Below are 25,365 nucleotides of genomic sequence, written 5' to 3' on the forward strand. Positions count from 1 at the left end.
CAAAGAAAAGGGCACCACCAAATAAAAACGCACTTTTATCGCCATACGCTCAAGGCCTCCTGAATTTTATTCAGGAAAACGCTTCGATAAAAGTCCCTCGCACACCGCCGCGCATTTGGTGGACGTCCTGCACACTAAATTGCTAATAACGAACTGAACTTTGACAGCTACTATTTTTTCTGAACACTCTTGACATCGAACAAGGAATTTCGAATGTAGAAGTAACGTTATTTCGGCATTCAAAATTCCTTGCTCGATGTTCTGCGATTCAATCCTGCTTCACAGCCGGCAGAATACGCTCATCGAATGCGCGCGCGGTAAACATTTCAGGCCGATTGTGGATATTCCAGCCATTAAACACAAGCACGATATCGTGTTCAGGCGAAACGATCACAAATTGTCCGCCGTATCCGTTACCAGCAAAAACAGGTGTCCCCCCTGCTTCATGTCCGGATATCCACCACTGATAGCCATAGCCTGAATCAGTCTCACCGTTCTCGGGCCAGATATCAGCAACCACTGGTGCCGTGGATTTTTCGACCCACGCTTCCGAGATGACCTGCTTGTCTTTCCATTTCCCTTTGCGCAGAAATAGATAACCAATGCGCGCCAGGTCGTGTGTTTTCAGGTACAATCCGCCTTCGGTATCCACTTCTCCCATCGGCGTGATTTTCCAATAATACTCCTTGATGCCGATAGGCTTAAAGAGCTTTTCGTCGGTCCACTGGTCCACGCGCTGTCCAGTGGACAGGCCCACCAGCTTGCCCAGGAGCACGCTTACGCCACTGTTATAGTCGAACTTGGTGCCGGCCGCTTCACGCATGGGCTGATCGAGCACAAACTGAATCCAGTTGTCGCTTGCTTCTATCAGGACACAGCTGTTTGTTGCGTCGTCGTAGGAGATCATTTCATTCCAGTCGATCCCACTCCGCATCGTCAGCAGATCATCAAGGGTAATGTCGCCGCGCCGGCTGTCTTCAAAATCCTGCGCATAGCCCGAGAACATCGCCATTGGCTTGCTTTCTACGCCATCGAGGTGTCCTTCATCAACGGCAATACCAAGAGCAGCAGAGGTGATACTTTTGGTAACAGACTGCAACGTGTGCAGCTTTGTATCCTGATAGTAAGGATGCCAGGCTGGATGGTCGTAATTGTACTGATGGTTGGTCGTATCGTATTCGGCTGCGATGCTTTCGTAATCCTGTGTATAGTGATGGTCTGCAATCACTTTGCCGTGCCGGATCAGTAAAAAATGATCAATGAGTCCGTATTTGCCGGCAGCGATATCGGTTTGCAGCGCTTCAATAGCTGCGGCGTCAACCCCTTCAGCCTCTGGGGTAGAAACAGGCCAATTTTCGTCTGGCCATGTATATGCAGCTTCAGCAGGCGCAGCCTGATTGGATGTACAGCTCAGTGCTACGCTAGCTACGAGCAGCAATGAGAGGTATCGGATGGATTTCATATCTATGGTACCGTGCGTATGATTTTACGTTGTCGCCTCAAGGTACAAGGTTTGGGCAACAAATCCTGTAAAATTACGATGCGAGTAACCCGCGTTCGGCTAGCGACGTGAAGCCCCTTCCGGCAATGATGAGGTGGTCATGTATGGGGATACCCATAATGCTGCCGGCCTCTACAAGCTGTCGCGTTACACGGATGTCTTCCCGGCTGGGCTCGAGGTTGCCCGATGGGTGGTTATGTAGACAAATGAGCGCTGCTGCATTCTCGAGAATGGCTTTCTGAAAAACAGCCCGCGGCTCAACAATGCTCGCCGCCAGGCCACCTTCGCTGATGGTATAGTCCTCCATGATGACATTCGCGCTGTTGAGGAGCACTATTTTGAAAATCTCCCGCTTTAAGTCCCGCATCAAAGGGCCATAGACAGCTGCTACATCTTCGGGTGAGGTGATTTGTATGCGCGTCTCTTCTTGCTGCGACTCTACGCGCCGGCCAATTTCAAACGTAGCAACAAGCTGCGCTGCCTTTGCTTTCCCAATCCCCCCAACTTGCTGCAGCGCGCGCACATCGCGGTTAGACAGGGCGCGCAAATTACCAAATGCCTTGAGCAATGCCCGACCCAGTTGAACGGCGGAGACAGGGCCTTTTTTCAAGCGGGTCCCGGTGCCAAATACGAGGGCAACAAGTTCTGCATCGGAGAGGATAGCCGGCCCATGTTTGAGCAAGCGTTCACGAGGCTGGTCGCCCTGATCCCATTGGCGAATGGGTGCCTGATACGGCGTTGATTCGGATACCAGGGTGAGTTTTTTCATCGCTGCCAGGTGTTTACCCTAACAGACGCGTTTTAGCGGCACGACGAACCGCGCATAGATCATTTTTCTTGGCTAACCATTTCGTTGGTGTATTCCTGATAGCTACCGCAAAGGCGAAGGAATGCTTCGCTGGCTTATGCCTGGAAAGCCTTTGCTGGTGCTGAGAGATTCGCTAGCGTATACCTGGAAAGCCTTTACTGGTGCTGAGAGATCCTTCGCTGCGCTCAGGATACGGCCTTGCCTTTAATAGGCAAGGCCTAATTCGGCACTAACTCATTAAGGAGGTCTTCATTAGTGGGTGACTGCTGGAAATGGCGCAGCAGGGCCTGCATGGCGTCGATGGGGGGACGCTGGTTCAGGGCGCGGAAGAGGCGGTGGTGCTGGGCAACTGAGTCGCCGAGCAACAGTTCTTCGTTTCTTGTGCCGCTTTTCTTCAGGTTGATGGCAGGGTAAATACGCTTGTCTGCCATTTTACGGTCTAGCACAATCTCTGCGTTGCCCGTTCCTTTGAACTCTTCAAAAATCACTTCATCCATACGGCTTCCTGTTTCTACCAGTGCCGTGGCGATGATGGTAAGTGAACCACCAAACTCAATATTACGTGCCGCACCAAAAATCTTACGTGGTACAGACAATGCACGCGAATCAAGACCGCCCGACATGGTGCGGCCACCGCCTTCAATCCAAAGGTTGAAGTTACGGCCCAAACGCGTGAGCGAATCGAGCAGGAGCACAACGTCTTTGCCGAGTTCTACAAGTCGCTTTGCATATTCGAGCGACAGGGTAGAAACGCGTACGTGGTTGTCAGGCTCGCGATCGTTTGACGAGGCAAACACCATCGCTTTTGTTGACCGACGAAAATCAGTTACTTCTTCAGGCCGTTCATCCACAAGCAAGGCAACCAGTTCAATTTCATCGTGATTTTCGCTGATGGATGCTGCAATTTTCTTGAGCAGAACGGTTTTGCCTGTCCGCGGCGGTGCAACAATGAGGGCACGCTGTCCTTTACCAATAGGTGCGGCCAATTCTACGGCACGCATGGAAAAATCGGTAGGACCGGTGACCAGTTTGAGCTTTTCGTCGGGATAAATGGTATGGCCCGTTTCGTAGTCTCTGGTGCGGGTCCATTTGTCGGGTGAAACACCCATTATTTTGTAAACCTTGTCAACTTGCATGTCCCCTTTTCTTCCGGGGCGCAGGCTACCTTCTAGAATAACGCCATCACGCAGGGCAAGCTTTTTAATGAGGGGCGGGGGTACAAATGCGTCATTTTCACCTTTGGGTAAATCGTGGCGCAATCCTCGTATAAATCCAAATTTTTTATCTCCGATGAGCTCGAGTATACCTCGAAACGGAATTTCTTCTGCCATAATGGGTTAATTGGGCCAGGAGCCGCACAAGTTAAGGGGTTTTATCTAACGGTACGATTGTCCACCAAATACGTACCAAACCAATAGGTATCTACCAAAAACGGTCTGCCAAACAGCGAATCGACTCAGGTTGATGGTTTCATGCGTAGCGTGCTGCTTCCTGTTCACATGAAACGGATAACCTTGTAATCATCATCCCATAAAATCCACGACACACTTACACAGGTGGGCTAAAAAGACGAGTTTGAGATACTTCTGTCTTCAGGAAGCGCAGTTATGTATTGATGCTGGAACGTTGTACCCTTGTGTTAGTTTCCGCTTTCCAATGGCTTTCTGGTGCGATGCCAGCCGGCTCTAAAACAGCCTTTCTCCTTTTCTCGATAACTGTCAGGCGCTGATGCAATCCTGGGTTAAGAACCTGTACATCGAACAATCCGGACCGGAAACGGCGCCGCCTGTCCTCGTCTTGCATGGCTGGGGCAGCAACGCCGGCCTTATGCGACCGATTGTAACGGCGCTGCAAGACAGGTACCGTGTCTTCAATGTCGATTTGCCCGGACACGGCCAGACCCCCCTGCCCCCTGCGCCATGGGGTGTGCCTGAGCACGCAGCCCTTGTACAGGCCCTTATCGAGCAAGAAATTGGCCAATCGGTGCATATTGTAGGCCATTCCAACGGGGGGCGGATTTCATTATACATGGCAAGCCGGCCGCAGAGTGCCAGCCTCATCCGTACACTTTCGCTGATCAGTCCTTCTGGCGTTACCCCCAAACGATCAGCCAAATATTACTTCAAACGCGGCATTGCCTCTACCTTAAAAGCCCCTTTCAAGGTGCTCCCTGGCCGGCTCAAAGCCTACGGCAACGATTGGCTCAGGCATTCCCTCATTTGGCGCATGCTCGGCTCTTCAGACTATAGCCAGTTACAGGGCGTCATGCGCGAGGTGTTTGTAAAGACGGTCAATTGTCATCTCGACGATGATTTAGCCCGTATCGCGGCCCCTACCCTGCTCTTCAGGGGAAGCGAGGACACAGCCATTTCGCAATATCAGATGGACGTGTTGGTTGATCGAATTCAGGGCAGTGAGCTTGTCACACTTGATGGTGCTGCACATTATGGGCATCTGGACCAGCCCCAAATTGTAACCGGTGGCATCCGGCATTTCCTTGGCCTTCACACGCCGGACGCGGCCCTTTCCACAAACGGAGGATGAGCCCTGCTATGCTGTATTTCTTCCTCTTCTTTACCCTCACAACTACTGTGTTTGCCGGCTGGCGTGCCTGGCAGCGCATCAGATTTTTCCTGCATGTGTATCAGTTGGAGAGCTACAAACCGGTCCGTTACATCAATTGGATCAAAAAGCGAGGCAAAAGCCGGCTCTTGCGCGTGTCGCATTTGCTCGCATGGCCCCTGTTGATTGGCGCATCTGGACTGTATTGGCAAACCGGAAAGCTATGGCCAGTAGCCGTGCTGCTTGCAGTATGGGGCGTCCTTTTTGCGTCTTCGCGCGAATACCAGGGCTACCGGCAAAAAAAGCCGCTGGCTGTAACAAATCGGATGAAACGGCTGATGGGAACGGCTGCTGCACTCGCGCTGATTCCTGTAGGCGCCGGTGCACTTTGGGGATTGCTCACCTGGCAGCCCGCCGGCTTCCTGGCCTACCTCACCGGCTTTCTGGTTGCCGATCTGGGTGCTCCGCTCGTGGTCCTTTTCTCCGCCTGGTTAATGCAGCCTGTTGAGAAATCCATACAAAATGGATTCAAGAAGCAAGCACGCAGTACGCTCCTTAGCCGTACTGATTTATTCACCCTGGGCATTACGGGTTCATACGGAAAAACCAGCGTCAAATTTATTGTAGCTGAAATCCTCCGCCAGCGCTTCAATGTGCTGGCAACACCAGGGTCGTACAATACCCCCATGGGCATTTGTATTGTGGTGAACAACAAGCTCAAACGCGAGCATCAGGTACTTGTGCTCGAAATGGGGATGCGGTACCGGGGCGACATCAAAGAATTGTGTGATATCGCGCAACCTGACCTCGCGCTAATCACTGACGTCGGCGTGGCCCACCTGGAAACCATGGGTAGCATTGAAAATATTGCGCAGGAAAAAGGAGACATCCTGCAATACATGAAGCCGGGTGGCGATGCGGTCCTCAATATCGACAACCCGTATGTAGCGGCGATGGCCAGCAGGGTACAGGGAAAAGTTTGGCGCATTTCGATCAAAGATCACCCTGATGCGGATATCAAAGCCCGTAATATCCGGTATACGCCTGAAGGGGCAACATTTGAAGTAGAAGACGAGGAAGGCAACACGCAACAGTTCAAAACCCGGCTTTTAGGCCGGCACAATGTATCCAATATCCTGCTTGGGGTTGCTGCAGGCCGCCAACTTGGCTTGCGACTGCGACAAATAGCCCACGGCGTTGCGCGCGTTGAGCCTGTCGAACATCGCCTGCAATTGATTCAAAAAGGCGATATCACGGTGATCGACGATGCCTTTAATTCAAATCCTGTTGGTGCGCGTAATGCTGTAGAAGTACTCGGTGCCTTTGAATCAGGCCGGCGCGTTATTGTAACGCCAGGGATGGTAGAATTGGGCGCACGACAGGAAGAAGAGAACAAGATTCTGGGCCAGCATATCGCCAAACATGTGGACCTTGCGGTGCTTGTTGGAGACAAACAAACAGCCCCAATTCAGGAAGGCCTGCGTGCTGAAAACTTCCCGGCTGAAAAAACCCGTGTATTTGCCTCATTCTTTGATGCACAGAACTTCCTGCAAGGCTACCTGAAGTCGGGTGACGTCGTATTGTACGAAAACGATTTACCCGACCAATACAACGAATAAGTCCCCCATACAGCACGCTGTCCGACGATACCAGCATACACGCCTCCCCTTAATGCGGATTAAGGGTTGCATTTAATGCCGATTTTCGAGCGCCGAATGCCGATTGATCTGCCCTTTTTGCAAACGACGCATACAATAAGCATTGCCACCAGCGCCGTACTAGTACAAAACAGATGCACGAAAACACGGAAATACGAAAACACAAAAAACTAAATCCCCCTTCCAACCCTAAATTCGCATCACTCCAAACTCCTCACTCTCTAAACTCCTCTCTCCAAACTCCTCTCTCCTCACTACAAAAAAACCGGATTGCACCAATAAAGGCACAACCCGGCATTCAAATCAGGGGGTAGCTGTAATTCCTTACAGGCTAAAGCCAAAGACCAGGAAAGATCGTTCTGCACCCGGCGTAGGGTTGATGGCATACATCACACTTACGGGCAGTCCAAACGAATCTGTGATTGGGATTTCTTTGCTGGCAGACAAACCCAGAACCGTAACGCCAAATCCGTTGGTACCATAGAATGCACTCTCTTGCGGTACGATGCCCAGCGCTACGCCCAAATCAACATCTTCTACCGTAAAGGGATAGCCAAACTCGAAGTACAGGGAGTTGTCAGGATCGTTATGCACAAAAATGTTGGCAGATACCGACAACGGGAAATCATCTGTACCACCGGCACTAGCGTTGATTTCAAACCAGTGTGCGCCATCTCCATCACCACTGAAATCACCAAAAGGAAGTGCGCCAGGGCCAGGGAAATAGTAATCGGTCATGCCAAGTGATATTGGGCCAAGGCCAAAGCTAAAGTAGAGATCGTGCTCATTGGCGCCCGCGCCATCTGCCGCAATGGAATAGGAAGCCCAGGATCCAATTGCAAAATTCCCTGCACTAAATTCCAGCGTTGGCTGGATACTGAACGACTCGCCGAAGTCAATACCACGCCAGACATAGCGACTCATGAGGTCGGCTCCAATTGAAAATGACTGCCCATTAGAAGATGCGGGGAGCATAAACCCAACGGCAAAAAACAATACTAAGTAAATGCTTTTTAACTTGGTGGTTACTTGCATGGTAAATAGAATCTGGTGAGTTAATATTTTCGGTTGCCGAATGCGATTATAAAGTTGGTCGATATCGCAGTTGGTGGTTGAATCGGCACCAGATCTAAATAAATTCAATCATTCAAATAAATCAACTAACAAATAAATGCAAAAAGCGCTTCCTGCCTAATTAAAAGCGCTTCCAGGCCAAATGAAATCGCTTCCTATTCCAAATTTTCAAATCTTTATCGATACATTTACCTGAAAAAAGAAGCCTTGTGCCGGTGCACAAGGCTTCTTTTTTCAACAATAGTAACAAAGGAGATGACTTATTAATCAGCCGGCAGCTTGCGGAATTTGTATGCGCTTCCCTCCTTCCATTGCAGACGTATGCGCACAGATACCAGCCATCGTCCAGTTGGCTGATTGCACAGCGTTGGGTAAGGGATCTCTTCCTTCCAATGCTGAACGGATGAACTCATGTGCGAGATGTGGATGCGAACCGCCGTGTCCACTTCCCTGAATGAATGAGGTGTGTTCATTATCGTCGTCGTACACACCGGCACGGGTAAACGCCTGAATCTCTTCGGGCAACAGGTGTGCATAGTCTGGTACGGTTACCCGCGCTGCATCTTCATAGCCGGAATACAGCACGACGCCTTCTTCAAACAACTGCTCCCACTCAAACGACATCTCTGTACCATAAACATCAAAACTCTCGCGATACTGTCGGATGGTATTGAACAACGACCGCGTTACTTCGCAACTCAGGTCTACATCTCGAAATTTCATCAATGCAGATTCAACGGCGTGGGGTGAGTTGTAGTGGGCTGCGTAGTCATCCTGGATGCGGCCGGAGCCGAAACACACGACAGAGTCGATCATCAGGTTGCCGGCGATGGCGGCCAGTGGACATACGGCATGGGTGGCGTAGTGCATGGGCGGGAATCCGTACCAATAACTCGGCCAGCCAGGCAATCCCATGTTTTGCTGATGCGACCCGCGCAAAAACTGAATTTTACCCAACTTTCCTGTATCAACCAGTTCTTTTGCGTAGAGATACTCCCGCGTATAAATGGCCGTCTCCATCATCATGTAGACCTTGCCGCTTTTCTGCTGTGCTGCCACAATTTGTAAGCACTCCTCGGTTGTAGTAGCCATAGGCACCGTACAAGCAACGTGTTTGCCGGCTTCCAGCGCCTGGATACTCATTTTACCGTGTGCAGCAATTGGAGTGTTGATGTGCACAGCATCTACTTCAGGATCTTCGAGCAGCGCCTCATAACTCGTATATCTTCTTTCGATACCAAACGCGTCACCTACCTCATTGAGCCGGCTTTCATTGCGCTGGCAGATTGCAAAACAGACGGCATCCGGGTGCTTCTGGTAAATTGGGATAAATTCTGCACCAAATCCCAGACCAACAATTGCGACATTAAAGCGGTCAGCCATATACTATCCTCCTGCGATACAATAATTTAAACTGACAAAATTTACCATCTCACCTTCTCTTTCCATCGAGCAATCCTACTGGCAAAAAGGATACACCTGCGTTGCCGGCATAGATGAAGCAGGTCGGGGTTGCCTCGCCGGCCCTGTTGTGGCTGCGGCAGCCGTATTCCCCAAAGATTTTATGGTAGATGGTGTAAACGATAGTAAGAAACTCTCACCACAGAAACGAGCAAAACTCGCCGGCGAAATCACAAAAACAGCAATTTCTGTTGGTATTGGGCTGTGTTCGCCTGCAGAGATTGATAAACTCAACATCCTCTGGGCTGCCATGGAAGCCATGAAACGGGCTGTGCAGCACCTCACGGTTTCACCCGACTTTCTGCTTATCGATGGCAACCGGGCCTTCCCCGATTCGCCTTGGCCGCTGGAAACCCTCGTAAAAGGGGATGCGCGCTCCTCAACCATCGCAGCAGCATCGATTATCGCAAAAACGGTCCGCGATGACATGATGGTAGCCCTGCACAACGAGCATCCTGAATTTGGCTGGCATCAGAATATGGGATACCCAACCAAACAGCATTATGAAGCCATAGCTGCCCACGGCATCACCCCATATCATCGAAAAAGCTTTAAGCTGTTCAAATGAGCAAGCTATCCTAAATCACGCTGCATTCACCCGATCCCCAGGTACCGATGACAACTTCCCCCAAAGACCGCATAGCACTCATAACAGGCGCAGGCTCGGGCATTGGGCGGCAATCGGCGCTGCGATTTCTTGAAGACGGCTACCGTGTTATCCTCGCCGGCCGTACCCATACCACCCTCGAAGCAACACAGGCAAGTGCCGCAAACAACGCAGCGTATGCTACACCCATCCAGGTAGACGTTACACAGCCTGCGTCGGTAAAGCAGTTGTTTGGGCGCATCGAGGAGCAATTTGGCCGGCTTGATGTGTTGTTCAACAACGCCGGCATCTCTCCACCCGGAGATTTACTTGAAGACCTCGCTTTTGACGATTGGCAACAAATCATTGCAACCAACCTTACCGGCGTCTTCCTTTGCACCCAGGCAGCTTTTCGCCTGATGAAATCACAGACGCCCCAGGGCGGCCGCATCATTAACAATGGCTCAATTTCAGCCCACGTCCCACGCCCCAATTCTGCTCCTTATACGGCTAGTAAACATGCGGTAAGCGGACTCACAAAATCTACCGCTTTGGATGGACGCAAATACAATATTGCATGTTGTCAGATTGATATCGGTAATGCAGCCACATCCATGGTCTCCGGCATACAGGCAGGGGCCCTGCAACCCAATTTGACAACCATGACAGAACCAACCATGAAGGTCTCAGAAGCCGCTGAAGCCGTGCTTTTCATGGCCAACCTCCCGCTTGAGACCAATGTACAGCAGATGACTATTATGGCTACGCAGATGCCGTTTATTGGGCGAGGCTAGCAATGCGCTAACGGTGTTCATCTGCTAACAGGCCAGCAATTTCCATTGCAATAGCTTGAGGCGTGCGTCCGTCTGTCGCAACGGTCAGGTGCGCCTGGTTGTAGAATCCGAGCCGGCGGTTGAGCAAAAGCTCAATGCGATCCCGCACTGTTGCATCGGGCAACAGCTCACCATCATCGCTCAACAACATCGGACGGGTAGCCTGCTCAGCTTTCAGGCGGCGGACAAGTTCGGGGACAGCTACGGAGAGGAAAACCACGACGCCGCTGTTCAGTGCAAATTCCAGATTGTCCTGTGTGCACAAAGCCCCACCACCAACAGCGATCACACTGGCGTCTGAGGCTGTAGTCTTGAACAGCTGTTTTTGCTCAACTGCGCGAAAAGCCGGCTCGCCTTGCGACGAAAAGAAGGCAGCAATGGGCATATCGATGGCTGATTCGATGTTGGCATCAAGGTCAACAAACGACCAATCGAGCTGCTCGGCAAGCAATGGCCCTACCGTGCTCTTGCCTGAGCCCATAAATCCGTTCAGGTAAATACGCATAGGAGGACTGTGCGTTGTATTTGATTTGCGTGTAGTAATAATATCTGTCACGTTGGTGATTGCTGCATCCTACGGTATTCTTGCAGGCCGGCGCAAGTTTCGCTACAAAAATATTATTTGTAGATTCGGGCATGCGGTACAAGATGCTCATCGAATACAACGGCACCAACTATCACGGCTGGCAAATCCAGCCCGGTGTGCCGACGGTGCAGGAGGCTATCGAGGATGCCCTCGGCGTAGCCCTTCGGTACCGCGTTTCGATAACAGGTTCAGGACGAACAGACGCCGGCGTCCACGCACGCGGACAGGTTGCACATTTTGATGCACAGGAAGCGGTGGATACCTACCGCCTCAAAGCATCCCTGAATGGCCTGCTGGCTGACGATATCGGGATTCTGGATTTACAGGCTGCTTCAACGACGTTCCATGCCCGATATGATGCGTTTCAACGCAGGTATCACTATTACATAAGTATGGCACACCGGCCGCTGAGCAGTCACCAACGCGCCTTGATACGCCCGCTGCCTGATTTTGAGCAAATGAATGCAGCTGCAAAGCACCTGCTGGGCTCCCACAATTTTAGCACGTTTTGCAAAATTAAATCCGAAACTCAAAACAGGATCTGTAACGTTCAGCAAGCAAAATGGATTAAAGAAGTGTATGCTGGTGATTGGTATTTCAGTATTGAAGCTGATCGGTTCCTGCATGGCATGGTTCGTGCAATAACCGGGACGCTACTTGAGGTTGGTCACGGCAAACGAACCGTTGACAGTATACCCCCACTGCTTGAAACCCTGGACCGTACGCAAGCAGGACCCGCGGCCCCCGCAAAAGGTCTTGTGCTGGAAGAAGTGCTGTATCCGGCCTGACACCGGGCCAATGAATTGTGAACCAACGCGTAACATAACGCTTTAAAAGTACAGTTACGCCAAACGGTCAACCATGTACAAACAGCTTGAACATATGCGTTTGCTCCCCCTGTACCTGCTCGTGATGCTGGTAGCAGCTGCATGTGAACGCCCTTTCGTCCCGCCTATTGAACCTGCCATTACCATCGTAGAGCCAAGCGACCCGGATGTGCTTCGCTTTCGCCCCTTTGTAGAAGTGCGGGTTAAAGCCTCTTCATTCAGAAACATCAGCAGGGTCGAAATCGACGGCATCCCAGCAGAATTTGATAGCCTGAATGGCAACTGGCAAACCGTTGTAACCCTTAGCCCTGGTGTAAACGAACTTCAGGTGACAGCTTTTGATATTGAAGAGTCAGCAGGCACACGCACGCTGCGGATGGCTTATATCGATCCACGTTATGTAGATGATGCGCCGGCCCTCCCAGCTCCCTGGCGCCTTGGAGGACACACAGCTACGCTTCTCAATGACGGCAGCGTGCTGGTAACAGGTGGCGCACCCGGTGAATTTCAGGAAGCTGTAGCACGCGCCTTTCTACTGCCGCCCGAAGGCACTGAATTTGAACTTTTGCCGGCAACCATGAGCACGCCGCGTTACGGCCATACAGCAACCCTGCTGCCAGACGGACGTGTGCTCATCATTGGCGGCAGTACAAGCGGAGCCATTCTACGGGTCGACGAGATTGTCGACACGGCTGAAATCTACGACCCGGCTACACGCGAATTTACCGAAGTTACTTTTGAGGGTGCGCCTTTGCAGCGCGCCGAGCACGCTACCTTTGTTTCGCGAAGCCCCACATCTTTGCTTATCGATATTTTTGGCGGCCTCGGTGAAGATCCGGTGTCCGGCAGCAACAGCCTATCCACATTGGCAAGTATCCAGAGTTATCGCTTTGAAAACAATACGCTGACCACCTTTACCAGCTTTTCGGACAGCCAATTGTTGCCGGCATATGGCATGGCGTCTACCCTCGTGAGTGACCCTGCAACGGAAGGAGACGGCATGGGACGCTATGTAATCACCGGTGCCTCGTTTTTGGAATCAGGCCCCAGAAACACTAACTTTAGCATAGATTTTGCGCAGGCCCCCATCCGTGTCACTATCCTGAATGACTTCCTGACCTCGAGGATACAACACGCCAGTGCTGCGCTAGAACCGGGTATCGTTGCCATCTTCGGAGGTTTTCAGGGTGTGCGTCAGAGCGCTACGAGTTCTGCAGAGATTTTTATTGAAACGAGCAACCGGTTTTCTACGCTCGACAGTCAGATATCAACCCGCAGAAGATTTTCGCACACTGCAACTAAATTAAGCGGAGAACGAATACTCATTCTAGGTGGCTTTTCAGCATCTGGCCAGGCCATTTCTGAGTCATTATACTTTGAATGGGGACTTTAGGCTGCGCCGCACCCGTTTACTTTTCAAGAAACGGCCCATTACATAAATTGCATTAAAACTATGGACATACAGCAAATCATACGATGGATTGTGATTGCAATCATGCTGCTTGTAGCTGTATTCATTCTCGGCTCCATCCTGAACATTGCTGGTTTTCTGCTCCAGTTTGCCCTCAAGGCGCTCATTATCCTCTTTGTTATAGCTGTCATCCTTCGCTTCTTTTCGGCGCTCGCTGAACGACGACGATAGCCCATCCCCCCCGCCAGATGGTTTTCTGGCGCTTTTCTTACACACCGCTTTTAATGCCAGGTCTCCGCTACGGGCTCTTTCCGCTCGGTTGCGCGTTAATGTGCACCAAGCAGCTTAAGACAACCGCTATACCAATTGATGCCCGTGTCACAGGAATCTCCCGTATTAAACCAATCTGACGCCGTACCCCCCATCAAGCTAGGTGTTAACTCTGAAACAGGTATTCTTCAGCAAGTCATTGTGCACACGCCGGGGGAAGAGATGGCCCAGGTGTCACCCGAAAAACTGCACGACTTGCTCTTTGAAGACATCCTGCATTTACAAGATGCACGACGCGAGCACCAGCTTATGAGCAGGGTCTTCAGGAAAATTGTAGGCCGGCACGATGCTGTCCTTCAAATCTCTTCGCTGCTTGGCGAAGCCCTCCAGCACAACGACGCACGCGATGAGTTTGTGGAATCTTTGTGTGCCGTCTCCCAGTCGGCTAACCTGCAAGCTTTCGAAAGCGAATTGAAATTGCTTTCACCGGAGAACCTCAAACACTTTGCGCTAACAGGCGAATCTGAATTGCCTATTCACGCACATCCCATCCCCAACCTGATGTTTACCCGGGATGTAGCTGCAGTTGTTGGAGATTCGATTATACTGAGTCACCCTGCTACAACAGCCCGTGCTCGTGAAAGTATCATTATGCGGGTAGTGATTCATCATCACCCGGCATTCAAAGGCTGTCAGAAAAAAATCATTGACCTTCCCGAAGGTGTGACCTTTGAGGGGGGCGACTTCCTGGTTGTCAACGAGAAAGTTGTACTCATTGGCAACTCCGAGCGCACCTCATTTGGCGGCGTCATCAACATTGCCCGCGCCCTTTTTGAGAAAACCTCAATTGAACACGTAGTCATGGTCACTCTGCCGGCCGAACGGGCCTGCATGCACCTCGACACTGTTTTCACGTTTGCTTCTCCTGAAGAATGCGTCTACTTCCCTCCCCTGATTAAAAACATCCCCCACGGCAACGTTGTCCGGTTTTCGAAGTCGGATTCAAAAGAAAAGTTCAACATTGAAATCTGCGATGACCTGCAGTTAGAATTGCAGCGCATTCTGGGCCATGAAGTTAAATTTATCCCCTGCGGCGGAGCAGATCCGTTGAGCCAGCGGCGCGAGCAGTGGACAGATGGCGCCAACTTTTTTGCCCTGGCACCCGGACTTGTTATCGGATATGAGCGTAACATGCACACCTTCGAGGAGATGAGTAAACGAGGTTACCGCGTTGTGACTGCAGAAGGATTTCTTTCGTATTACGAAGAAAGTGATTACAGTCCGGGTGAAAAAATGGCCATCAAACTGGAAGGCAATGAGCTTTCCCGCGGCCGAGGCGGCCCGCGTTGCATGACGATGCCCCTTGCCCGAAAACCCCTGTAACGTCGTTTTCTTTGCCACCTGTAAATGCTGCGTTGACCTTACAACATGAGCTTATCTCTCCTCCTTGAACCAGACAAACGCTGGATGAAAATGGCGCTACGCGAAGCAGAGCGCGCCATGGAAGAAAAGGAAATCCCTGTTGGGGCAGTCGTTGTACATCGGGGCACCCTCGTAGGCCGTGGCCACAACATGGTAGAGCAGCTCAATGACCCAACAGCGCACGCGGAGATGATTGCGATCACCGCTGCTTGTGAAACGCTTGGGGTTAAATACCTGAAAGAGTGTTCGCTGTACGTCACCCTCGAACCCTGTCCGATGTGTGCCGGCGCTATGGTATGGGCCAAGCTGGAGCGCCTCGTCTTTGGGGCATTTGACTCGAAAGCTGGCGGAGCGTCAACCATTTACAACATCCCCCAGGACCACCGGCTGAATCACCATGTGGACATTGTATCCGGCGTTGAGGCAGAGCCTGCAGCCAGCATGTTACGGTCGTTTTTCCAGCAACGCCGGCGACAGGCTTGAGTGAGGAGTGAGGAGTGAGGAGTGAGGACTTGACAGCCTGTCTTTGGGTTTAGTTCTACGATCTTGGGCGTTAATACGCATCCCAAACGTCTTTGGGTTGGGGCCAGTGACCCATTACCTGGCACAATGTTATAATCTGACCCAGATGGTGGTTGTTGTGCTGTGCCAGAAAAACGAGGCCCTCCGCCATCGTCATATTTCGAAATGTAGGGCACAGCACACCGAGGTCTCCTGTTTTTGCCAGGGTCATCGCGCGGTCAAATCCTTGCTCGAATCTGGCTACGGCCTGCTGCCAGTCCATTTCACTTTCAGGTTTTAGCTGCCCTGGCCATCCCGCTGAGGGCGAATCGGGGGAAGGGCCTTCTTTTCCATCGATGCGCGCCAGAAACAGGGTTTGCCAGTAAGTCATGTGGTTCAAAATACGGTAAATGGTATGCGGCGCCGCGCCGACCACTTCGCCGGCTATTTCCCAGCTACACTGGTTCAACACCCGCATTGGGTCCAGGTGGTTGTCTTTACCCTCCAAAAAAGCAACTACGGTTTCTGACGTCATTGGTCTATTCAATCTTATGCATAGCACGGGCCGAACCTGTCCTGCATCCCAACGTTCTACCCTTCAATATATTCAGCCCCGAAGTTATGTACGATGTCCTCATAGTTGGTGCCGGCCCGGTTGGGTTGGCCTGTGCAATAGAAGCAAAACGGGCAGGCCTCCGCGCCAAGATAATTGAGAAAGGAGCGCTTGCAAACTCTCTGACCGGGTACCCCCTGAACATGGAGTTTTTCTCAACTGCTGAGTTGCTGGAAATTGGCGACCATCCGTTTCCAACGCGTCGCACCAAACCTTCGCGGGAAGAGGCATTGACCTATTATCAAAAGGTTGCGGCTATCGAGGCGCTCGACATCAACCTGTTTGAGCGCGTTATCACGATTGCTGGCGAAGATGGCAACTTCACCGTGACAACAACCAAAGCCTCCTATCAAACCCGCAAAGTGGTAGCTGTAACAGGGTTTTTCGATTACCCGAATACACTAAATGTGCCGGGCGATGCCTTGCCCAAAGTTACGCACTATTTTGTAGAGCCCTATCGGTATGCTCGACAACATGTGGCTATTATTGGGGCAAAAAACTCGGCTGCCAAAGCTGCGCTAAGGTGCCACAGAGCCGGTGCACAGGTTACCATGATCATTCGGAGCGAAGCGGTATCCGAAAAAGTAAAATACTGGATCCGCCCAGATCTCGTCAATCGCATCAAGGAAGGCGCCATCACGGCATACTACAATACAACCTTGACGGAGATTACCCCTACCGAGCTTCACCTAAACACCCATGAAGGCCCGAAAGTTATTCCCAACGATTGGGTTATAGCAATGACAGGATATCAACCAGATTTTGCATTCCTGCAGCTTATTGGCGTCACGTTGAATACAGACGAATACCGTACGCCTGTGCACGACCCAAATACCTTTGAAACTGCGCGCAAAGGCCTCTTCCTTGCCGGCACTGTTTGCGGCGGTTTAAGAACCAGCCGGTGGTTTATTGAAAATGGCCGGCACCATGCAAAGCTAATCATGCAATACATTGCACACGGTATTGTAGGAGATATCACCTCAATTCCTGACCCGGTTGCCGAAAACATAAATGCCTAGTTGCACACAATGGCACAACCAGGCACTTAAAAATTACAGGCGCTTAAAAATCAGGCGACTATACCAATCACGGCCTACAAATAAACCAGTTTGACCCCCCGTACGCCGTCCAGTGCCTCGATATTCCCAACCACTTCCGCCGGAATATCATCGTCAACGCTGAGCGCTGTCAGGGCAATCCCACCACGGCCACCGGTACGACCGAGTTGCAAAACGCCAATATTGATGTCAGCTTCAGCCAGGATGCCTCCAACAGCAGCAACCATCCCCGGGCGGTCTTCATTTTTATAGAAGAGGAGCCTGCCTTCCAGTTTCACTTCGACATCATACTCATCTACACTAACCAACCGCGGATCATCCGCGCCGAAAACGGTACCGCCAACTTTACGCTCGCCATCAGCGGTTTGCAGGTGCACTTCGATGAGGTTGTTGAAGCTGCCGGCAGAGGTGCCGCGTTGCTCTTCAATTTTGAGCCCCATGTTGTCTGCCAGTACCGTAGCATTAATAAGGTTCACCGGCTCACTCAAAACATCATCAAGCATGCCTTTAAGCACGGCAATACTGATCACTTCCGCGTAGCGGTGAGGCACATCCCCCTGGCTTGATACCTTGACACCTTTCAGTTTGCCATTGGAAAGCTGCCGTGCGATACGACCCAGTTTTTCTGCGAGACGCAAAAAAGGCTGCACCTCGCGTTGGCCGGCCATTTTGATTGCCATTGCATTCACAGCTGTACTCACTGGCTTGCCTTTCAGGGCTAGCATAACCTGTTCGGTAATCTGCCGCGCTACCTTCTCCTGTGCTTCCCCGGTAGATGCGGCAATATGCGGTGTTGCAACCACATTTGGATGCCGTAACAACCCTTCCAGTCCTTCGGGAGGAGGCTCTTGCGAGTACACATCAAGTGCAGCGCCACCAACCTGTCCGCTTTCGAGTGCAGCGAGCAGGGCTTTTTCGTCAACAATACCGCCTCGGGCACAGTTCACTACGCGGACACCAGGCTTACATTTTGCCAGGTTGGCTTCGCCTACAATCCCACGCGTTGCATCGTTGAGTGGGGTATGCACCGTAATAAAGTCGCTACTCGAAAAGAGGGTATCCAAATCCACCAGCTGTATGCCCAAACGCTCTGCGGCTTCCTGTGATAGTACTGGGTCAAATCCGAGTACTTTCATACCAAACCCCTGCATGCGCTGGGCAACAGCACGCCCAATTTTACCAATGCCAATTACACCGAGGGTTTTCTCTTCGAGTTCAGCCCCTGTGAATGCTTTCCGGTCCCACGCTCCGCCGGCAAGCGAAGCGTTGGCCTGTGGAATGCGACGCGCCAGCGCCATAAGCATCGCACAGGTATGTTCAGCCGTAGATACCGTATTGCCATCGGGTGCGTTGATCACCAGAATGCCTTTACGGGTGGCTGCACCAAGGTCTACATTATCCACCCCTACACCCGCACGGCCAATGACTTGCAGGCCTTCGGTAGCATCGATAAGTTCGTCGGTGATTTTGGTACCACTCCGTATAATCCAGCCATCCGCTTCTTTGGCAAATGCCTTCAGTTCTTCCGGAGATTTCTTCAGCTGAAGATTAACGGTAAACCCTTCTTTCTCCAATAAATCAATACATACCGGCGCTACCGCATCGGTAATCAAAACTGTCTGGCCCATAACTTGTATTTGTCATCATAGATACCGCACCAGAAACCGAAAAGTGGTGGTGGTTCGGACACGGTACCAGGTTATCAAACAGCTACGTCTTGAATCCATCGCCAGATTTCGTCGCGTCCACTTCGGGCTTTAGCGGAAGACAGGACAAAAGGTACGTCAACTTGTAGTTCCTTGAATACCTTCTTCAGTCGCTTGACTGCGGCTGCCTGCTTGTTTTTGGATAGCTTGTCACCCTTGGATAACACAATGAGATAGGGTACTTGCACCCCTTTCATGCTGGCCATAATGTTCTGGTCGTGGCGCGTAGGATCGTGCCGGCAGTCGACCAGATGAATCACGAGGCGTAGCGGTTCTCGTGAGGTAAGGTATTGTACGATGAGCCGTTCCCACTTGTCTCGCTGCACTTTTGAAACCTTTGCATACCCCAGACCTGGCAAATCCAGAAAGTAGAGCGAGTTGTTGACCAAGTAGTAATTGAACTCCTGCGTTTTACCTGGTGTGTTGCTTGTGCGAGCCAAGGCTTTTCGGCCCACAAGCATGTTAATTAACGAGCTTTTCCCCACATTCGAGCGCCCGACAAAAGCCACTTCGGGCAAGCCGTCTGTTGTCAATCCCGACCAGCTTGCTGCACCTTTGACAAATTTTGCGTCTTTAATTTTCAAAGCTAGATGGGGGTAGGGGAAAAGCAAACAGCCCGGCGGAACCGGGCTGCTGCCTGTCAGCTATTTACACAGCCGTGCTCAGGTGCTGCTTAACAGTTTCACCAATGAGCGCGGGATTTTTCACTACTACGGCACCGGCATCTTCCAATGCAGCAAACTTGTCTTCAGCTGAACCTTTGCCACCGGAAATAATTGCGCCGGCGTGGCCCATGCGGCGTCCTGGAGGCGCTGTAGCACCTGCAATAAACGCAAACACAGGTTTGGTCATTTCAGCTTTGATATACTCTGCAGCTTCTTCTTCAGCCGTACCGCCAATTTCACCAATCAGCACAACAGCTTCCGTTGCAGCATCTTTCTCAAAGAGGCGGAGCGCGTCGATGTGCCGCGTACCAATGATAGGATCACCACCGATACCAACAGCTGTACTCTGACCGAGGCCTTCACGTGTGAGCTGGTCGACTGCTTCGTATGTCAGCGTACCAGAACGCGAAATAAGACCAATGGGGCCTGGCGAGAAAATCATTGCCGGCATAATACCAACCTTGGCTTCTCCCGGTGTGATCAGGCCCGGGCAGTTAGGCCCAATCAAGGTTGCGCCTTTTTTCTTTACGTAGTCGTACGCCGGAATCATGTGGCGAACGGGAATACCTTCTGTAATACAAACGATTACTTCGATGCCAGCATCAGTTGCTTCGAAAATTGCGTCAGCTGCAAACGGAGGGGGCACAAAGATAATTGATGTGTTTGCACCTTCTTCTTTAACCGCTTCAGCTACCGTGTTGAATACAGGGCGATCCAGGTGTTTCTGTCCGCCTTTCTTCGGGGTTACACCACCAACGAGTGGCGTACCGTATTCGATCATTTGCTCAGCGTGGAAGGACCCTTCCTTGCCTGTAAAGCCCTGAACAATCAGGCGTGTATCTTTACCAACTAAAATACTCATTCTATTTTTGCGTTTCTCGTTTCTCGTATCGTTTTAACTCGTTTCTTGTAATACTGTCTTTATCAATTGGCAACAAGAAACAGGGAAGCTCAAGCTTTCATGGCTGCATCTCCTACGCGCATCAACGTGCCTTCTTCAAAATGCCGGCCAAGGAGTTGCATTCCAACCGGAAGTCCATTCGAATGATTCCCTGCTGGTACAACCAGGCCAGGAATTCCCGCAAGATTTGCAGTAACTGTATAAACATCACCCAAATACATCGCCAGCGGATCTTCAATCTGGCTCCCCAGCTCAAAACCGGGTGTAGGGGAAGCTGGCGTCAATAATACATCAACTGTTTCAAAAACCCGATCAAAATCTTGTCGAATTAATTGACGCACGCGCTGGGCCTTGCCGTAATACGCATCGTAGTAGCCCGAAGAGAGCACATACGTGCCCAGCATGATTCTACGCTTTACTGCCGTTCCAAATCCTTCTGTTCGCGTACGAACATACATCTCTGACAATAGCGAAGATTGTGCACCAAGCGCCTCCTCTACCACAGCTACCGCTTCAGCGCTCCCTTCCCGGCGGGCGACTTGTAACTCACGTTCCAGTTGTTGTTTTTGCTCCGAGAGCTCGGCACGTACCGCTTTCATGTCGGTTCGATGGCCATACCTAACCCCATCATAACGGGCCAGGTTACTCGAAGCTTCAGCCGTCGCCAGGATGTAATACGTTGCGATACCATACTCGGTGTGCGGGAGCGACACATCTTTGACACGGGCGCCGGCTTTTTCGAGCTGCTTTATCTGTACTTGCAGCAACGCTTCAATTTCAGGATCAAGGCCGGCTGCATAGTATTCAGCAGGCAGCCCAATCGTCAATCCAGCAACATCTCCGGTAAGGTGAGACGCATAGTCGTCAACGGGCACTGCCACACTGGTTGCATCCCTGCTGTCGTGGCCTGCAATCGTGCCGAGGATCTGCGCTGCATCTGACACGGTATGGCCCAAAACACCGATAGAATCAAAGGAAGATGCGTAAGCGACGAGTCCATACCTGCTGATACGGCCATACGTGGGCTTTACACCAACCACCCCACAAAAAGCGGCCGGCTGACGCACGGAACCGCCGGTATCTGATCCAAGGGCCGTGTGGCACATCTGTGCAGCCACGGCGGCTGCAGATCCACCGGATGACCCACCCGGGACATACGCTGGGTTAACGGGATTGCGCGTAGGGCCAAAGTGCGAGTTTTCGTTGGAAGAACCCATTGCAAACTCATCACAATTAGTTTTCCCTACAAAGATGGCCCCGGCATCGTAAAGCCTTTCAATCGCCGTTGCATCAAATAGAGACTCAAATCCTTCAAGAATGCGAGATGCACAGGTGAGGGGTTTGCCTTTGATGCAGATCACATCTTTGATGCCCATCACCATGCCGGCCAACGGCAAATCTGCGCCACCAGCAAGTTGGCGATCAAGTTCGCGGGCGCGCTCAAGCGCGCCATCTCCGTCTGTGGACACAAAGATATTGAGCGCTTCATTCTGCGCCTCAATTTGGTCCAAAAAAGAAGAGACCAGCGCTTCGCAACTGGTCTCATTTTTCTGCAGTGCCTGTTTGGCCTGCTCAAAAGTGTTCAAAACCATGTTTACGCTTCGCCAGAATCCGCTGTCTTGGGGGCTTCTGCGGCAGGCTGAGCAGGTTGTGGCGCAGGCTGGGCCTGGTATGAATCCTGTCGCGGCGCAGTGTGTGCTGATGGACGAATCTGGTTACTATCCACAGTCAGCTCGTTCTTAATTTCAGTTGTAGCTGACTTGAACTCGCGAATTCCTTTGCCAAGACCCCGCGCAATTTCGGGGATGCGTTTGGCACCGAAAACTAATAGAATGACCAAGAAGATCAGAATAATCTCAAATGGTCCTAGGCTACCCATGTTCTTACCCTAATTGTTAATGTTTTGAGCTTTATCAGGTATCAATATACCAATTGCTGTGCCGAGGAACCCTGCAATTGAAAAGATATTCAAAAAAAGCACCAAATATTTCTCTCCAATTGTGAAGATTGATTGGGCCTCGCTTTCGAATTTCTTTTCCAAACGAACCGGCAATCGGCGAGTTCCAACGTGAGCGAGTGTCGAGTGTCGAGTGTCGAGTGTCGAGTGTCGAGTGTCGAGTGTCGAGTGTCGAGTGTCGAGTGTCGAGTGTCGAGTGTCGAGTGTCGAGTGTCGGTAAGGAATTTAATCTTCACTGGCAAGTGTAAGCAAGGACTTAATAAACAACAGACAATAAGAATCAAAAAAACTTTGAACCAAACATCTACAACTGCAACTCTTTCATTAGAAGAAATCCAAACCTGGCCTAAGGCTGAACTTCACTGCCATCTGGATGGCTCGTTAAGACTGCGCACGTTGCTTGAAGAGGCGCAAAAACAAGGTAAAATGAGCATTCTGCCGGCAGATAATCTTGAAGCCCTTTATGCTATCCTGTGTGAAGTAGACAAATCGGATACCCTTGAAGCCTATTTGAGCTGGTTTCGATATACCATCCCCCTCATGCAAAGCACCCGGGTACTTTCCCGCGTTGCGTATGAATTGGCAGAAGATAATGCCCGTGAAAATGTACGATACCTGGAGGTGCGCTTTGCGCCTATTCTGCATCGCGAAGAAGGGTTAAGCCTCGAACAAGTCCTGGATGCCGTACTGGATGGACTCGCATTGGCAGAAAAAGACTTTGGCATCCGTTCTTCTGTAGTAGTATGTGGTTTGCGGGACCGCTTCGAAAGTGCCTCCATGCGTCAGGCTGAGCTAGCCGTACAATACAGAAACAAAGGAGTGACTGCGTTCGACCTGGCCGGCGGAGAGGCCGGCAACCCGTCTAAAGATCACCTGAGTGCGTTTTATTATGCACGAAACAACCTGCTAAACCTCACTATTCATGCGGGTGAATCCTGGGGACCAGAATCAATCCATCAAGCTTTGTTCTTCTGTGGGGCTCATCGCATCGGGCACGGCACCTCGCTCCACAAAGACCCTGCTTTACTCGAATACATGGTCAACCGGCAAATTCCACTCGAAATATGCCCTACCAGCAACGTACAAACCAAAGTAGTAACTGATTACGCCTCACACCCGCTGAAACAGTATGTGGATGCCGGCATTCCTGTGACCATAAATACAGACAACAGACTCTTCAGCAGAACCTCGGTGTCGGAAGAACTATGGCACATCCACGAGAAAAGCGGAGTTTCATTAGAGCAGTTGCGCGAAATTGTCTTAAATGGTTTTCGATACAGCTTTTTACCCTGGGAGGAGCGCCAGGATTTGCTGAAAGATATCATTGAAGCCTTCCCGTACCCGGCAAGCGACAAAAGTCCAACATGGTAATCTGTGTTACGTTTACTCGTTGGTCGATTCTTCGTTTGTCGTTGCTGGACCAACCGCATTAAATTTGCCTATTCGTTTCACCTTTTTCTCAAAAGACGTAACGACAAACAAAACACCGATCAACAAAACAACAATTTTTAATAGATGGATCAAGTTATCAAGCCAACGGATAGCTTATTAGGAGAAGTGGCGCTGCCGGCCGACAAATCTATTGCGATTCGTTCAGCGCTCATGGCTGCCTTAAGCGATGGCACCTCGCAAATTGTGAATTATCCCGATTCTGCAGACCCACAGTCTGCCCTATCCTGTCTTAAACAGTTAGGCGTATCAATCGAAAAAGATGAAAATGATATACTGGTTGTTGAAGGGGTAGGACTTGATGGTCTTAAGGTACCCTCCGAACCTATCGACTGTGGAAACTCGGGTACCACGATGCGTCTGATTTGTGGCATTTTGGCTGGCCAGACATTCGATTGTGTCTTGACCGGAGACGCTTCTTTGAACAGCCGGCCTATGAAGCGCATTGCAGATCCGCTGTCAGAAATGGGGGCTTCGCTTACATTAACTGAGGGCCTCCCTCCCATCCATATCAAGGGCAATCAGCCCATGAAAGGCATTTCTTATAAACTTCCCATGGCTTCGGCTCAGGTTAAATCGTGTGTACTCCTGGCCGGCCTTTATGCAGAAGGGGAAACAACGGTTATCGAATCCAGGCCATCGCGAGATCACACGGAACGCATGTTGGGACTGGCTTCGCTCGAAATGAATGGCCTGCGTCATATCAGTGTTAGTAAAGGACACCGAATACCGGCAGGTACCTTTGCGGTACCGCGCGATTTTTCCGCGGCAGCTTTTTTCCTGGCTGCCGGCGCCATCGTGCCGCATACGGAAATTTCCCTCAGATCCGTGGGTATCAATACCTCCAGAAGTGCTCTGCTAGACGTGCTTCGTGCAATGGGTGCCAATATTAAGGTCGAAAATGAACGCTTCCACGCCGGCGAGCTCATCGCAGATCTGAAAGTACAATCTTCTATTTTGCATGGCGTAAAAGTACAGGGAGATGTCATCCCCATCTTGATCGATGAAATTCCAGTACTGGCGGTTGCAGCTGCTTTTGCCAAAGGCAGAACCGAAATCCGAGACGCCAAAGAATTGCGCGTCAAAGAAACAGATCGCATCGACGCCATGGTCAAAAACCTGCGCCTCCTGGGGGCTGATGTAGAGGAATTTGACGATGGATTGGCCATTACCGGAGGTAAAGAGCTAACCGGGGCAACGGTGCATAGTTATGATGACCACCGGATTGCCATGGCGATGGGCGTCGCCGGCCTGCGCGCCAAAGGTGAGACTCATATCAAAGATGCTGATTGTGCCAGCATCTCTTTCCCTGGCTTCTGGGAGCAGCTAAGAGGATTGGTGGTGTGATGTATGACCTGTACTGGTATGCTGGTTTCGCCTTTCACCCTTCGGACGGAACAGTTTCAACATAATCAATGATAAGGCATATCTATTCAGTAGCCTGAAACATGCCTGAGTTTGAGTAATAAGCAGAATGAGTTCTATTACGATGGAAACCCCCCAATGAACATTCTCG

At 51.0% G+C, this 25,365-nt stretch carries 24 protein-coding genes; 12 read left to right on the forward strand and 12 right to left on the reverse strand.

Translation table 11 applies throughout. The annotated features are described in order from the left end of the window. Nucleotides 1-268: 268 nt before the first annotated feature. From AAF564_13865 to rho, 3 genes are all read right to left on the reverse strand, one after another. Nucleotides 269-1,462, reverse strand: a complete 1,194-nt coding sequence (locus AAF564_13865) for a serine hydrolase (GenBank protein MEM8486634.1) — start codon at nt 1,460-1,462, stop codon at nt 269-271. 73 nt (nt 1,463-1,535) lie between these two features. Further along, a complete protein-coding gene (gene radC / locus AAF564_13870) occupies nt 1,536-2,270 on the reverse strand; it encodes a DNA repair protein RadC (GenBank protein MEM8486635.1) in 735 nt (244 codons plus the stop codon). Between the two features lie 257 nt (nt 2,271-2,527). After that, nucleotides 2,528-3,640, reverse strand: a complete 1,113-nt coding sequence (gene rho / locus AAF564_13875) for a transcription termination factor Rho (protein ID MEM8486636.1) — start codon at nt 3,638-3,640, stop codon at nt 2,528-2,530. Nucleotides 3,641-4,037: 397 nt separating this feature from the next. Between rho and AAF564_13880 the strand changes: the two genes are divergently transcribed. Both AAF564_13880 and murF read left to right on the forward strand, forming a co-directional pair. Continuing rightward, the gene (locus AAF564_13880; GenBank protein ID MEM8486637.1) at nt 4,038-4,853 is read left to right on the forward strand and encodes an alpha/beta hydrolase; all 816 of its coding nucleotides are present in this window, start codon (nt 4,038-4,040) and stop codon (nt 4,851-4,853) included. Then, nucleotides 4,850-6,490 carry a UDP-N-acetylmuramoyl-tripeptide--D-alanyl-D-alanine ligase gene (gene murF / locus AAF564_13885; protein MEM8486638.1) on the forward strand — a complete coding sequence of 547 codons (1,641 nt, stop codon included), beginning with the start codon at nt 4,850-4,852 and terminating at the stop codon, nt 6,488-6,490. The genes AAF564_13880 and murF overlap by 4 nt, the downstream gene beginning before the upstream one ends. 363 nt (nt 6,491-6,853) lie before the next feature. Here the strand turns inward: murF and AAF564_13890 are convergent, their stop codons facing one another. Both AAF564_13890 and AAF564_13895 read right to left on the reverse strand, forming a co-directional pair. Continuing rightward, nucleotides 6,854-7,564 carry a TorF family putative porin gene (locus AAF564_13890; protein ID MEM8486639.1) on the reverse strand — a complete coding sequence of 237 codons (711 nt, stop codon included), beginning with the start codon at nt 7,562-7,564 and terminating at the stop codon, nt 6,854-6,856. A gap of 306 nt (nt 7,565-7,870) precedes the next feature. Further along, entirely contained in the window at nt 7,871-8,986 is a 1,116-nt protein-coding gene (locus tag AAF564_13895; GenBank protein ID MEM8486640.1) for a Gfo/Idh/MocA family oxidoreductase, read from the reverse strand. Between the two features lie 64 nt (nt 8,987-9,050). Here AAF564_13895 and AAF564_13900 point away from each other — a divergent pair, with 64 nt between their 5' ends. Together AAF564_13900 and AAF564_13905 are read left to right on the forward strand one after the other, a co-directional pair. After that, entirely contained in the window at nt 9,051-9,632 is a 582-nt protein-coding gene (locus tag AAF564_13900; GenBank protein ID MEM8486641.1) for a ribonuclease HII, read from the forward strand. Nucleotides 9,633-9,679: 47 nt separating this feature from the next. Beyond that, nucleotides 9,680-10,444, forward strand: a complete 765-nt coding sequence (locus AAF564_13905) for an SDR family oxidoreductase (protein ID MEM8486642.1) — start codon at nt 9,680-9,682, stop codon at nt 10,442-10,444. Between the two features lie 7 nt (nt 10,445-10,451). Here the strand turns inward: AAF564_13905 and AAF564_13910 are convergent, their stop codons facing one another. Beyond that, nucleotides 10,452-10,988: a shikimate kinase gene (locus AAF564_13910; protein ID MEM8486643.1), complete on the reverse strand. Its 537-nt coding sequence runs from the start codon at nt 10,986-10,988 to the stop codon at nt 10,452-10,454. Nucleotides 10,989-11,119: 131 nt separating this feature from the next. Between AAF564_13910 and truA the strand changes: the two genes are divergently transcribed. From truA to tadA, 5 genes are all read left to right on the forward strand, one after another. Continuing rightward, nucleotides 11,120-11,857, forward strand: a complete 738-nt coding sequence (gene truA / locus AAF564_13915) for a tRNA pseudouridine(38-40) synthase TruA (protein MEM8486644.1) — start codon at nt 11,120-11,122, stop codon at nt 11,855-11,857. Between the two features lie 94 nt (nt 11,858-11,951). Continuing rightward, complete coding sequence (locus AAF564_13920) at nt 11,952-13,289, forward strand: kelch repeat-containing protein (GenBank protein ID MEM8486645.1); 1,338 nt, start codon at nt 11,952-11,954, stop codon at nt 13,287-13,289. Nucleotides 13,290-13,349: 60 nt separating this feature from the next. Next, on the forward strand, nt 13,350-13,538 hold the full coding sequence (locus AAF564_13925) for a hypothetical protein (GenBank protein ID MEM8486646.1): 189 nt from the start codon (nt 13,350-13,352) through the stop codon (nt 13,536-13,538). A 138-nt stretch (nt 13,539-13,676) separates the two neighbouring features. After that, entirely contained in the window at nt 13,677-14,960 is a 1,284-nt protein-coding gene (locus AAF564_13930) for an arginine deiminase family protein (protein ID MEM8486647.1), read from the forward strand. 45 nt (nt 14,961-15,005) lie between these two features. Then, the gene (gene tadA / locus AAF564_13935) at nt 15,006-15,482 is read left to right on the forward strand and encodes a tRNA adenosine(34) deaminase TadA (protein ID MEM8486648.1); all 477 of its coding nucleotides are present in this window, start codon (nt 15,006-15,008) and stop codon (nt 15,480-15,482) included. A gap of 70 nt (nt 15,483-15,552) precedes the next feature. On the opposite strand, the gene AAF564_13940 is transcribed toward tadA, so the two are convergent. Then, the gene (locus tag AAF564_13940) at nt 15,553-16,035 is read right to left on the reverse strand and encodes a DinB family protein (GenBank protein ID MEM8486649.1); all 483 of its coding nucleotides are present in this window, start codon (nt 16,033-16,035) and stop codon (nt 15,553-15,555) included. An 86-nt stretch (nt 16,036-16,121) separates the two neighbouring features. On the opposite strand from AAF564_13940, the gene AAF564_13945 reads away from it, so the two are divergent. Beyond that, nucleotides 16,122-17,132, forward strand: coding sequence for a YpdA family putative bacillithiol disulfide reductase (locus AAF564_13945; protein ID MEM8486650.1), 1,011 nt, complete (start codon nt 16,122-16,124; stop codon nt 17,130-17,132). A 74-nt stretch (nt 17,133-17,206) separates the two neighbouring features. Here the strand turns inward: AAF564_13945 and serA are convergent, their stop codons facing one another. The 5 genes from serA to AAF564_13970 all read right to left on the reverse strand — a co-directional run bounded on the left by serA (nt 17,207) and on the right by AAF564_13970 (nt 22,322). Then, nucleotides 17,207-18,799, reverse strand: a complete 1,593-nt coding sequence (gene serA, locus AAF564_13950) for a phosphoglycerate dehydrogenase (GenBank protein ID MEM8486651.1) — start codon at nt 18,797-18,799, stop codon at nt 17,207-17,209. A 74-nt stretch (nt 18,800-18,873) separates the two neighbouring features. Next, entirely contained in the window at nt 18,874-19,461 is a 588-nt protein-coding gene (yihA, locus tag AAF564_13955; GenBank protein ID MEM8486652.1) for a ribosome biogenesis GTP-binding protein YihA/YsxC, read from the reverse strand. Between the two features lie 64 nt (nt 19,462-19,525). Beyond that, on the reverse strand, nt 19,526-20,404 hold the full coding sequence (gene sucD / locus AAF564_13960) for a succinate--CoA ligase subunit alpha (protein ID MEM8486653.1): 879 nt from the start codon (nt 20,402-20,404) through the stop codon (nt 19,526-19,528). Between the two features lie 89 nt (nt 20,405-20,493). Next, the gene (locus tag AAF564_13965; protein MEM8486654.1) at nt 20,494-22,035 is read right to left on the reverse strand and encodes an amidase family protein; all 1,542 of its coding nucleotides are present in this window, start codon (nt 22,033-22,035) and stop codon (nt 20,494-20,496) included. Between the two features lie 2 nt (nt 22,036-22,037). Continuing rightward, nucleotides 22,038-22,322 carry a twin-arginine translocase TatA/TatE family subunit gene (locus AAF564_13970; GenBank protein ID MEM8486655.1) on the reverse strand — a complete coding sequence of 95 codons (285 nt, stop codon included), beginning with the start codon at nt 22,320-22,322 and terminating at the stop codon, nt 22,038-22,040. Nucleotides 22,323-22,691: 369 nt separating this feature from the next. On the opposite strand from AAF564_13970, the gene add reads away from it, so the two are divergent. Both add and aroA read left to right on the forward strand, forming a co-directional pair. Beyond that, nucleotides 22,692-23,771 (forward strand): adenosine deaminase, encoded by a 1,080-nt coding sequence (add, locus tag AAF564_13975; GenBank protein MEM8486656.1) that lies wholly within the window; start codon nt 22,692-22,694, stop codon nt 23,769-23,771. Nucleotides 23,772-23,915: 144 nt separating this feature from the next. Next, nucleotides 23,916-25,196, forward strand: a complete 1,281-nt coding sequence (gene aroA / locus AAF564_13980) for a 3-phosphoshikimate 1-carboxyvinyltransferase (protein ID MEM8486657.1) — start codon at nt 23,916-23,918, stop codon at nt 25,194-25,196. The last annotated feature ends 169 nt before the right edge of the window (nt 25,197-25,365 follow it).

The sequence above is a fragment of the Bacteroidota bacterium genome (genome assembly GCA_039111535.1).
In the GTDB taxonomy this organism is placed as follows: Bacteria; Bacteroidota; Rhodothermia; order Rhodothermales; family JAHQVL01; genus JBCCIM01.

Bases quoted from the DNA above. Each gene is read 5' to 3' on its own strand.
- AAF564_13865 (MEM8486634.1), bottom strand. From the start codon at position 1,462: ATGAAATCCATCCGATACCTCTCATTGCTGCTCGTAGCTAGCGTAGCA.
- radC (MEM8486635.1), bottom strand. From the start codon at position 2,270: ATGAAAAAACTCACCCTGGTATCCGAATCAACGCCGTATCAGGCACCC.
- rho (MEM8486636.1), bottom strand. From the start codon at position 3,640: ATGGCAGAAGAAATTCCGTTTCGAGGTATACTCGAGCTCATCGGAGAT.
- AAF564_13880 (MEM8486637.1), top strand. From the start codon at position 4,038: ATGCAATCCTGGGTTAAGAACCTGTACATCGAACAATCCGGACCGGAA.
- murF (MEM8486638.1), top strand. From the start codon at position 4,850: ATGAGCCCTGCTATGCTGTATTTCTTCCTCTTCTTTACCCTCACAACT.
- AAF564_13890 (MEM8486639.1), bottom strand. From the start codon at position 7,564: ATGCAAGTAACCACCAAGTTAAAAAGCATTTACTTAGTATTGTTTTTT.
- AAF564_13895 (MEM8486640.1), bottom strand. From the start codon at position 8,986: ATGGCTGACCGCTTTAATGTCGCAATTGTTGGTCTGGGATTTGGTGCA.
- AAF564_13905 (MEM8486642.1), top strand. From the start codon at position 9,680: ATGACAACTTCCCCCAAAGACCGCATAGCACTCATAACAGGCGCAGGC.
- AAF564_13910 (MEM8486643.1), bottom strand. From the start codon at position 10,988: ATGCGTATTTACCTGAACGGATTTATGGGCTCAGGCAAGAGCACGGTA.
- truA (MEM8486644.1), top strand. From the start codon at position 11,120: ATGCGGTACAAGATGCTCATCGAATACAACGGCACCAACTATCACGGC.
- AAF564_13920 (MEM8486645.1), top strand. From the start codon at position 11,952: ATGCGTTTGCTCCCCCTGTACCTGCTCGTGATGCTGGTAGCAGCTGCA.
- AAF564_13925 (MEM8486646.1), top strand. From the start codon at position 13,350: ATGGACATACAGCAAATCATACGATGGATTGTGATTGCAATCATGCTG.
- AAF564_13930 (MEM8486647.1), top strand. From the start codon at position 13,677: ATGCCCGTGTCACAGGAATCTCCCGTATTAAACCAATCTGACGCCGTA.
- tadA (MEM8486648.1), top strand. From the start codon at position 15,006: ATGAGCTTATCTCTCCTCCTTGAACCAGACAAACGCTGGATGAAAATG.
- AAF564_13940 (MEM8486649.1), bottom strand. From the start codon at position 16,035: ATGACGTCAGAAACCGTAGTTGCTTTTTTGGAGGGTAAAGACAACCAC.
- AAF564_13945 (MEM8486650.1), top strand. From the start codon at position 16,122: ATGTACGATGTCCTCATAGTTGGTGCCGGCCCGGTTGGGTTGGCCTGT.
- serA (MEM8486651.1), bottom strand. From the start codon at position 18,799: ATGGGCCAGACAGTTTTGATTACCGATGCGGTAGCGCCGGTATGTATT.
- sucD (MEM8486653.1), bottom strand. From the start codon at position 20,404: ATGAGTATTTTAGTTGGTAAAGATACACGCCTGATTGTTCAGGGCTTT.
- AAF564_13965 (MEM8486654.1), bottom strand. From the start codon at position 22,035: ATGGTTTTGAACACTTTTGAGCAGGCCAAACAGGCACTGCAGAAAAAT.
- AAF564_13970 (MEM8486655.1), bottom strand. From the start codon at position 22,322: ATGGGTAGCCTAGGACCATTTGAGATTATTCTGATCTTCTTGGTCATT.
- aroA (MEM8486657.1), top strand. From the start codon at position 23,916: ATGGATCAAGTTATCAAGCCAACGGATAGCTTATTAGGAGAAGTGGCG.